This window comes from Streptomyces sp. NPDC051219, from assembly GCF_040682335.1.
Taxonomy (GTDB): Bacteria; Actinomycetota; Actinomycetes; order Streptomycetales; family Streptomycetaceae; genus Streptomyces.
Genome location: NZ_JBFBAS010000070.1, coordinates 1 through 9140, shown reverse-complemented (window position 1 = coordinate 9140; position 9140 = coordinate 1). Strand labels below are relative to the sequence as shown.

At 67.7% G+C, this 9140-nt stretch carries 7 protein-coding genes; 4 read left to right on the top strand and 3 right to left on the bottom strand.

All coding sequences use genetic code 11. The annotated features are described in order from the left end of the window. Positions 1-296 precede the first annotated feature (296 nt). The gene (locus tag AB0M62_RS34510) at positions 297-2303 is read left to right on the top strand and encodes a Tn3 family transposase (protein WP_366078281.1); all 2007 of its coding nucleotides are present in this window, start codon (positions 297-299) and stop codon (positions 2301-2303) included. A gap of 22 nt (positions 2304-2325) precedes the next feature. Here AB0M62_RS34510 and AB0M62_RS34505 read toward each other — a convergent pair whose 3' ends face one another. Next, the gene (locus AB0M62_RS34505) at positions 2326-3312 is read right to left on the bottom strand and encodes a HEAT repeat domain-containing protein (RefSeq protein ID WP_366078280.1); all 987 of its coding nucleotides are present in this window, start codon (positions 3310-3312) and stop codon (positions 2326-2328) included. 244 nt (positions 3313-3556) lie between these two features. Here AB0M62_RS34505 and AB0M62_RS34500 point away from each other — a divergent pair, with 244 nt between their 5' ends. From AB0M62_RS34500 to AB0M62_RS34490, 3 genes are all read left to right on the top strand, one after another. Then, the gene (locus tag AB0M62_RS34500; protein ID WP_366078279.1) at positions 3557-4159 is read left to right on the top strand and encodes a recombinase family protein; all 603 of its coding nucleotides are present in this window, start codon (positions 3557-3559) and stop codon (positions 4157-4159) included. Position 4160: 1 nt separating this feature from the next. Further along, on the top strand, positions 4161-5666 hold the full coding sequence (locus tag AB0M62_RS34495) for a S1 RNA-binding domain-containing protein (RefSeq protein WP_366078282.1): 1506 nt from the start codon (positions 4161-4163) through the stop codon (positions 5664-5666). Positions 5667-5973: 307 nt separating this feature from the next. Beyond that, on the top strand, positions 5974-6744 hold the full coding sequence (locus tag AB0M62_RS34490; protein ID WP_366078278.1) for a hypothetical protein: 771 nt from the start codon (positions 5974-5976) through the stop codon (positions 6742-6744). A gap of 127 nt (positions 6745-6871) precedes the next feature. Here AB0M62_RS34490 and AB0M62_RS34485 read toward each other — a convergent pair whose 3' ends face one another. Both AB0M62_RS34485 and AB0M62_RS34480 read right to left on the bottom strand, forming a co-directional pair. After that, positions 6872-8401: a hypothetical protein gene (locus tag AB0M62_RS34485; protein ID WP_366078277.1), complete on the bottom strand. Its 1530-nt coding sequence runs from the start codon at positions 8399-8401 to the stop codon at positions 6872-6874. A 102-nt stretch (positions 8402-8503) separates the two neighbouring features. Further along, positions 8504-9007 carry a hypothetical protein gene (locus AB0M62_RS34480; RefSeq protein WP_366078276.1) on the bottom strand — a complete coding sequence of 168 codons (504 nt, stop codon included), beginning with the start codon at positions 9005-9007 and terminating at the stop codon, positions 8504-8506. Positions 9008-9140 lie beyond the last annotated feature (133 nt).

Here is a 9140-nt window from a genome sequence, read left to right as displayed (position 1 = left end):
CAAGGCCCGCGCCAGCCGCTGGGAGATCACCTCCCTCGACGGAGCCCCGGCCCCCCCGCCCCGCCCGACGGCCGCCCCCCCCCCGGGGCCCCCCGCGACGAAGTGGCCGGGGATGCTCACGGTGTCGCGGTGGGAGTTCGCCGGGAGGGCGATAGGCGGGAGGCTGCTGACCTCGTCTTCTTCCGCTATTTGATCAACACGGGCCGCCCCTGGGCGGGATCGGAGGGTGCCGGAAGTCTTGATCGTGTCCGCCGGCGAAGCGGCGGGCTCTGTTTGAGACGCGAGGTGGGTTGCCTATGTCACCGAGTGAGGACGAGGACCGTCGGCGGGCTGAGCGGGCCCGGCAGGTGGGCCTGTTCCGCTACGGCCTGATCCAGGACCTGATTGACACGAAGCTCACGACACGTCAGCGCGGGAAGCTCGCCCGCGAACTGGCTGCGAAGGAGCACACCGACCCGTTCGGGCGGCAGGTCAAGGCGCTGGCAGCGGAGGCCGCGGCGAACGAGGCCAAGTACAAGGCGCGGATCCGCACCGTGCTGCGGTCCTCGTACTCGGCGCACTGGCGCCGGATGCTCTCGCCGCTGCTGTCGGCCTGGGAACTGAAGAGCAACAACACCGCTTACCGCCCGGTGGTCGAGCGCATCCCGTACGAGCTGTGCGTGCTGGTCAGCCTGCGGGACGCGCTGCGGCGCCGGGAGGTCTGGGTGGCCGGGGCCAGCCGGTGGCGCAACCCGGAGGACGACCTTCCCCCGGACTTCGAGGACAACCGCGACGTGCACTACTCGGCGATCCGCCAGCCGCAGGATCCGCAGGAGTTCATCGCCGCCCTGCAGAAGCGCCTGCGCGACGCCCTCACGGGCTTCGACCGGGCGCTGGAGCTGGGCACCGCGGGCGGGGTGGAGATCACCAGGAAGCACGGCGAGCCTTGGATCAAGGTGTCCCCGCTGGCCAAGCAGGAGGAGCCGGAGAACCTGGTCGCACTGAAGGCCGAGATCCAGCGCCGCTGGGGGACGATCGACCTGATCGACATCCTCAAGGAGGCCGAGTTCGCCACCGGCTTCACCTCTGAGTTCGCCTCGGTGGCCTCCCGGGAGGCGGTCCCACGCGACGTCCTGCGGCGCCGGCTGCTGCTGGTGCTGTTCGCGCTGGGCACCAACATGGGCATCAAGCGGGTGGTGGCCACCGGCAAGCACGGCGAGTCCGAGGCGGTCCTGCGCCGGATCCGGCACCTGTTCGTGAACCGGACCAACATGAGGTCCGCGCTGATCAAGCTCGTCAACAACACCTTCGCCGCCAGGGACGAGGGCTGGTGGGGCGCGGGCACCGCGTGCGCCTCCGACAGCCGCAAGTTCGGCGCCTGGTCCAGCAACTTCATGACCGAGTGGCACCAGCGCTACCGGGAACCCGGCGTGATGATCTACTGGCACGTGGAGCGGAAGTCGGTGTGCATCTACTCCCAACTCAAGTCCTGCTCGGCTTCCGAGGTCGCCTCGATGATCGAGGGCGTGCTGCGGCACTGCACCGACATGGAAGTCGACCGGCAGTACACCGACACCCACGGCGCCTCCATCGTCGGGTTCGCGTTCGCGCACATGCTCGGCTTCAACCTGTTCCCCAGGCTCAAGAACGTCGGATCGGCCCGGCTGTACCGCCCCGCCGCCGGCGAGGACGAGCAGTGGCCGCAACTGGGACCGGTGCTGTCCGCCAAGACGATCGACTGGGAGCTGATCCGCCAGCAGTACGACCAGATCGTCAAATACACCACCGCCCTTCGCCTGGGCACCGCGGAAGCCGAGCAGGTCCTACGCCGGTTCACCCGAGGCGGCCCCAAGCACCCCACCTACCGGGCCATCGAGGAGCTGGGGCGGGCAGTACGCACGGCCTTCATCTGCGACTACCTCGCCGACGCCGATCTGCGCCGGGAGATCGGCGAGGGCCTGCAGGTCGTCGAAAACTGGAACAGCGCGAACCACGACCTGTTCTACGGCAAGGACGGCGAACTGACCGGCAAGGACAAGGAGGGACAGGAGATCTCGATGCTCGCCCTGCACCTCCTCCAGTCGGCTCTGGTCCACGTCAACACCCTCCTGGTCCAAGAGGTCCTGGCCGAGCCGAAGTGGGCGAACAAGCTCACCGAGGCGGACCGGCGCGGCCTCTCTCCGCTGTTCTGGACCCACGTGAACCCCTACGGCAGGTTCGAGCTGGACATGGACCGCCACCTGCACCTCGGCGCGCTCCTCCTCCCACGGCAGCGAACGGCCCAGGACGATGCCGCTTCCTCCGACACGGCACCGGCCGGATGAGCGACACGCCTCCGGTCCTGAATCACCGGTGCCCGCAGGAAGTCCATCCAGCACGGCCGAGAAGGTCTGCTGCAGCCATCCGAACGTTCGGGTTCTCGTCCTGCAGAAGCTCGCGAGCTGCCGCCCCGTAAGTGGTCTCGTCGTTGCTGACCTGGAGCAGGTGGACCAGGGCTCGACGTCGAACCCAGTGGTCCGGATCCTTGAGCGCCGATGCCAGCACCTGGGCAGCATCGCTGTCGAACTCGGCCAGGGTCCGTGCCGCGTCCATCCTCACTCCCCGGTCGGGGTCGTCGGCCAGCGCCTGGACCAGCGCGTCCCGGGCACCATCAGTAAGGGGCTGACGCCCACCCAGGGTGTAGGCCGCAGCTCGTCGTTCGCAGGCGGAACCGGAGTTGGCCAGGATGTCGATGAGTTCCTCGTAGCAGCCGCGCCGTTGGTTGCGGAAGTCGGGGGCGAGCGCACCGTCCGGCAGTGCGTCGAGCCACTCCTCGTACCAGGTGAGGAAGTCTGGCTGGGGATGGAAGACCGGAGGTGTGGCAAGGTCTCCGAGGTTGGCGTCGAGGAGCCGACCCCGGGCGGGTCCCGAGATGATCAGCAGTGTCATCTCCAGGCAGCCGCGATGGACGACGGTGAAGGTGCCGGCGTACGAGTTGTTCTGCACGTTGCGCAGCCGCGCCCAATCAGCGGCGACGGAGTCGGTCGGCTCCAGCGCGAAGACGCTCCCAAGTTGCTGACTGGCGGTGGGGATGTCGTGGGCGACCCAACGCGTCAGAGGGAGTAGTCCGCAGTCGGGTCCAATACCCCCATTGCCGATCTCGCGCAGGAATGTGCGATAGCTGCGGGGAAGACGGACGCCATGTCTCGCTTCGTAGGCAACCACTCGTTCTTCGCTGAGGGGGGTGCCCAAGCGTCGACCGCCGGGTGCCCGCACGAAGGTCCGCGGGCGAGGGACGGGTTCTGTACAGGCAGCGGCCAGTTTGGATCGGATGCGGGCGACGATGTCGTCCATGGATGCTTCTTCCAAGGGGCGGCGTCGCCTTATGGGAGGCCGCGTTCGCCGACATCCTATGCGGAGGAGATCCCCGATCAAGATCCAACCATCTTTCGCGGCATCTCAGGCGTGTTCGTTTGAGGAACCCCCAACGAACAATCGTGATCTTGCTCGGCGGGAGAGATCGACCTGCGCTGACGGCGTCTCATTTAGGGTGTCCGGTGATCTGTACGCTGAGCGGGGGCTTACCTACGCTCCGGGCATGAGTGAACGCGTCGGCTACGCGAGATGCAGTCTGGACAAGCAGGACCTCACCGCCCAGCGCGAGATCCTGCTCAGCCTGGACGTCCCGGAAGACCGGATCTACCTGGACCACGGGCTGACCGGAACCAACCGCGACCGGCCCGGCCTGGCCCAGGCCCTCGCGGCGGTGCGCGCCGGCGACACCCTCGTCGTCCCGAAGCTCGACCGACTCGCACGCTCGGTACCCGACGCCCGCGACATCGGCGACTCGCTCATCGCCCGCGGCGTCAAGCTCTCGCTCGGCGGCACGCTCTACGACCCTGCCGACCCGATGGGCAAGATGTTCTTCAACATCCTGGCCACCTTCGCCGAGTTCGAGGTCGATCTGCTGCGCATGCGCACCCGCGAGGGCATGGCGGTGGCGCGGGCCAAGGGCAAGCTCAAGGGGAAGCAGCCCAAGCTCACCGCCCGCCAGCAGACCCACCTGGTCCAGCAGCACCAGTCCGGCGAGCACACCATCGCCGACCTCGCCGAGCTCTTCTCCGTCAGTCGCGCCACTGTCTACCGCGTCCTTGAACGCCACCAGAACGCACCCGCGCCTTCGACCTCCGGCGGGCAGTGACGTGCTGCCCTACGTCTACCAGGTCACCAAGTACGACCCCGCCCACCGCGATGAGCACGGCCACTACACCGGCGCCGAGCCCGCGACCAGCGACCACGGACCGGTCGAAGCCGCCTACCTGCAGGCCGTTGCCGCCTTCGTCGAAGAAACCGGTGTCGACCAGCTGGCCATCCGCGAGCCGCAGATCGGAGGCTTCGCCCACTTCGGCTTGGAGCCACCGCTCGACGGCTACGGCCTGGCCGACCTGTTCCCCGCTGGCCTCGCCGGATTCCACGACGGTGCGCTGGTGCCGATCGCCGTCGGCCTGGAACTCGTCCGGGCCATGCTCCGCGACAACGGCGCCTGGTGCCGCCTGGAGGCGGAGGGAGCGTTCGCCGTCCACGTCGGATGGGACCAGTACCTCTACGTGGGCAGCAGTCGGCCCTGCGAAGCGGCGCTGGCCCGGACCCGCTCGCTCGGGCTGTTCCCGGAACGCCTGGACGCATCTCCGTACGACTTCGCCCCCGACGACCCACAGCACGTGCAACGCCCGGCCGACGCCGACTTCTGGGCCCGCCTGCACTGGACAGTCAGCGCCCACCGCGCCACGTTCCTGGAGGAGACCTACACCGCGAACCCCTCCCGCTGGCACCGCCTCACCCGCGACAACATCGAGGTGGTGCGCTCCCAGCTGACACCTCGCGCGCAGCTGGCGGTCTGGCCGGACCTGCTCACCGACGTCGCCGCGGCCGTGGCCTCTCTGCCCGACGAGGGCCTGGTGGAAATCGTCTGGGAGGACGAGGACGGGCGGATCACCAGCACGGTCGTGGACGAGACCCAGTTCGAGGTAGCGACCTCTCAGCTCGCCAGCGCGTGTGCTGCCGGCGTCGTGTCCCTGGATACCGACGAGCGGCACCCGCTGTTTACCGCTGTACTGCCCGACAACGACGGTGTTCTTCGTGCACGCTGGCAGACCGAACCGACGCCCAGCGACCGGGACTGGGCCTTCCTGAAGACCCTGCGGCGCGGCCAGGTCGTCACCGGCACGGTGACGACCATCGCCAGCTTCGGCGTCACCTTCGTGGACATCGGCGGCTTCACAGCGATGATCAACATTCCGGAGCTGTCCTGGCGTCCGATCAACCACCCGTCCGATGTCGTCAGCGTCGGCCAGGAGATCACAGCCGAAGTCCTCGACGTCGACATGATCCGGGAACGGGTACCGCTGTCGCTCCGAGCAGTGCAGGAAGACCCGTGGCCGCAGGTAGCGCAGCGGATCGGGCAGGTGATCACCGGACCGGTCACCAAGATCGTGCCGTTCGGCGTCTTCGTCCGCATCGAAGACCGAGAGAACGGCTTCGAGGGGCTCGTGCACACCAGCGAGCTGGATGAATCGCCCGGAGTCGTCGTCGAGGTCGGCGACGCCCTTACCGTGAAGATCATCGATGTCGATCTCGCACGGCGTCGCATTGCCTTGTCACAGACGCAGGCCCGTACGACCCGCCATGAGGGAGATCGCCATTCCTGACGAACCGGCTGCCCACACGCGCAAGGAGCAGGAGTCCGAGTCCGGTGCTGAGCCGGATGAGTTGGCCCTGCACCTGGCCTCGTTGTCCCATTCTGAGGCAACCGTCCGAAGGAACGCTGTGGGCGGCATCCAGTCGCACGGGGCAGGAGATCCCCGGGCCGTGACAGCTCTGCTTCCCCTCCTCAGCGACCCCGACGTCCGGACCGGGAGTCGGGCTCGGTACGTCCTGACCTCCTGGGGCCAGTCCATCGTGCCGTTGCTACAGGAGATCCGCCGCACGGGGCCCGGGCGGTTGCGTGCTGCAGCCTTGACCGTCCTCGCAGAGATTGCCGGCGAGGGCGGCCTGTCCGCCCGAGACCGGGCAGCCGTCGAACGTCTGATCCGTATCAAACTTCTCGCCGACCGCCCCGAGCCGCTGTCGGGCTGCTGGATCCACTGGATCGCAGTCCCTGCCGGAGATCAGCAGGGAATCATGGATCTCCTCGGCCTGACCCAGCCGCGACCAGTCACCTTCGCGCTGGCCAACGATGTCGTTGACGCCGACAGCCACGACGGCCCCGGGTGCTTCGCCCGGGTATTCGTCAGCCCCGAGCTCGGCGGCTGGACCTTCGTGGCCGGCCGATGGTGCGACCCGATCGACAACGAACGCGCCGACGAAGTACTCCGGGCATGCGAGAGACTCAGTACCCGTTACGGCCAAGCGCAGGCGTACTACTACGGCGCCCAGGGGGACGGATCCGCGTGGGTAGTCGCCGAGAACGGTGTCGTCATCCGTCGCTACAGCGAGACCGGCGACGGCGAGGACCACCTGCTGACCATCGGCGACCCCCTGTCGTACGAGCGGGATCGCCGCGTTGAACTGGGGCTGTCTCCCGAATGGGACGCGGCCCACGCCTCGGAAGACGAGGAAGACGAATGGAAGTGGGCCGTGTTCGATATGGCTCCGGCTCTTGCCCAGGCCATCGGCCTCAGCCCCCTGACCATCGGTTCCGACGTCCCAATGCGCGGAACAGGGGTACTGGCCCTCACCGAGTACGGAACCGCCAACGGTGTACCACCGGGCGCGTACAGGATCTGATGAACCTGACGCAGTGGCGCGCCCCCTCAGCGGAGCTCAGGGGAACGCATGGGATGTAGCGCACACTCTGCAGCCCAGATCACCGCTCGCCCGAACCTGACGGCAACGCCAGTTTTCTGCGCCGTTCCTACCGGCCCTCCAACTCCTCTGTCACCGCATTGGCTAGCCCGCGGAGATCATTGGTTGGGCGCGTAAGTGTGCCCAGTACGGCGATGCCTGCCGCCAGTGCTGCACGCGCGGTTGCAGACAGCCCCGTCGCTGCTGCGGCGCGCGCGACAAGGAAGTGCTCCTCAGCAGCCCTATGGCCAAGCTGGAGGCCGCGCCAGGCAACGGTGCGGCGCTCCTGCTCATGGAGGTTCAGGTCCAGTGCGAGTTGGTCGGTAGGGGGCGTTGGCGGAGGACCGTCGAGCTCCGCGACGGCACGCTGTAACGACTTCCAGGCCGCTTCGACATCGCCAGCCCGTCGTTGCAGCGTGGCGAGGCTGAGCATCGAGGCCCCACGTTGCTGCGGGTCGTCCTGGAGGGAGGCATGCAACTTCCGCGCGCGTGCAGCCTGGATGAAGTCCCCGAGCCTCGTGAACTGTCCGGCGAGGTGCCCGAGGAGCGGTGCGTCACGCGGTCCCGCCTCATCCAGCAGTCGTAGCAGGATGCTGCGGGCCAGCTCAGTTCGGCCCTGGCGACGGGCCAGCTCGGCCCAAGCGAGCTCATCCTCTTCCGCTGGGTCTTGACCATGGTTGGAGACATCGAACGCGGTCGCCCACGCGCTCAAGTCCTGTGCCGCCTCCGGGAAGCCTCCCAGCCCGTAGTAGACGTCCGAGTTGGCCATACGGAGCGACTGAATCAGCTCGTAGTCCTGGGCGTGCCCGTGCAGACCTACCAGAACCGCAGCCAGACGTAGCTCTTCGGTGTCGCCGACCTGGGCTTCGGCTCGGAGCACCTCCCGCAGAAGCGGGAGGTCGGTGGTCTGGCGGTCGTACTGGGCCGCTCGAAGCAAGGCTGCGCGGCGTGCCGGATCGTCCGCGACCTCAGCCCAGCGGGTGCGGTCCGAGCGAAGCATGACGAGATCTGCTCGCCCTGGAGCGAGGGCGGTTTTCCAAAGAGGCGGGCGCGGGAGCCGGTCAAGCAGGGCATAGGCGCACCCCTCGTCCGCATTGAGCAGTATGAAGTCCGGCTCAGTGCGAAGTAGTGACCGGTGCAGCCGCCGGATCAGTTCCAGCTGCGGGAGCTGGCGAAGTCCAAGCCCGGCCAGAAGTCGGCTGCGATCGAGATCGAGCTGCGAGGCGTAGGAGCCACGGATGCTTTCCTCGGTGCGGGCAACGGCAGCCTCCAGCTCAGCAATGTCGGCCTGGAGGTCGAGGTCTGTGTAGTCCCGCCAGCCCGGTAGACCGATCAATACTTCGAGGGCCTCGTCCACGCTGTCGCCGACCAGGCCGGCCTCGCCCTCGGAGCTGGCATAGAGAACTTCACCGTTCGAGCACACGAAGTAGCTCCCACCGGTGTCGTCTCCAGCCACCACCTTCAGAGCCGTCCCGGATGCCAGCCGCACTGCCTCGCCGTGCTCGGCGCGATCGAGGTCGAAGTCGAACGGGAATGCCGCGACACCAGCCAGCTCCGAGTGTTGACGCAGAAGCTCCAAGGCGCGATCACGGCGAGTCATGGCAGGACCGTAACAGCCATAAACGACCTTGATGGCCGCAAGGGTGCTGACATGACAAATGCGGTGCTCGACCCACAGGAACCGAGTACCGAGCTCCGCTGGTTACGTAGAGCTACTTGTCACTTCGCGGCAGCTTCGGGAGTGCAGGGCCTTGTCCAGCGTCAGGCCGAGGGTGACGAGGTGCTGGAGGAAGTCGACGGCGGCGTTCACTCGGGTGGCGGCCCAGGTGGTACGGCCGCGGGTGCTGGGCATGCGGGCCGCCCGGCGCCGGGCACGGGGCAGGACGGACCAGCAGACATAGGGCTGAAGCAGCGGTGCGTGTTGCGGGTGGCGTAGCAGCGTTCGGGCGAGGTGCCGTTCGATGCCGGCCAGGTGTTCGTCGCGGACGGGGAGGATGCCGTAGGCGACGAGGAGGCTGCGGAGGTAGTCCGTACTTTGCGCGCCGCCCCGTCCCGTGGAGACGGCGAGGGTGTCGAGGTCGGTATGGGTCAACATCCGGCCGGAGGCCGCGATGTCGTGCAGCAGACGGGCTGACTCCGAGGTCCGCAGCCAGGTGAGAACCGTTCGCGGGGACTTGGTGCACTGCCGAAGAGCACGCTGGGGCACTCTTCTGGGGGAGCACCCGCGCAGTCGCGACGGATGGCTACTGAGCTTTGCGGGTTGTCGTCGGGGAGTGACGGTTCATGATCCCTGCGGTATGCCGGTGGTATGCGTTATCCGGAGGGTGGGGGCCTGACCG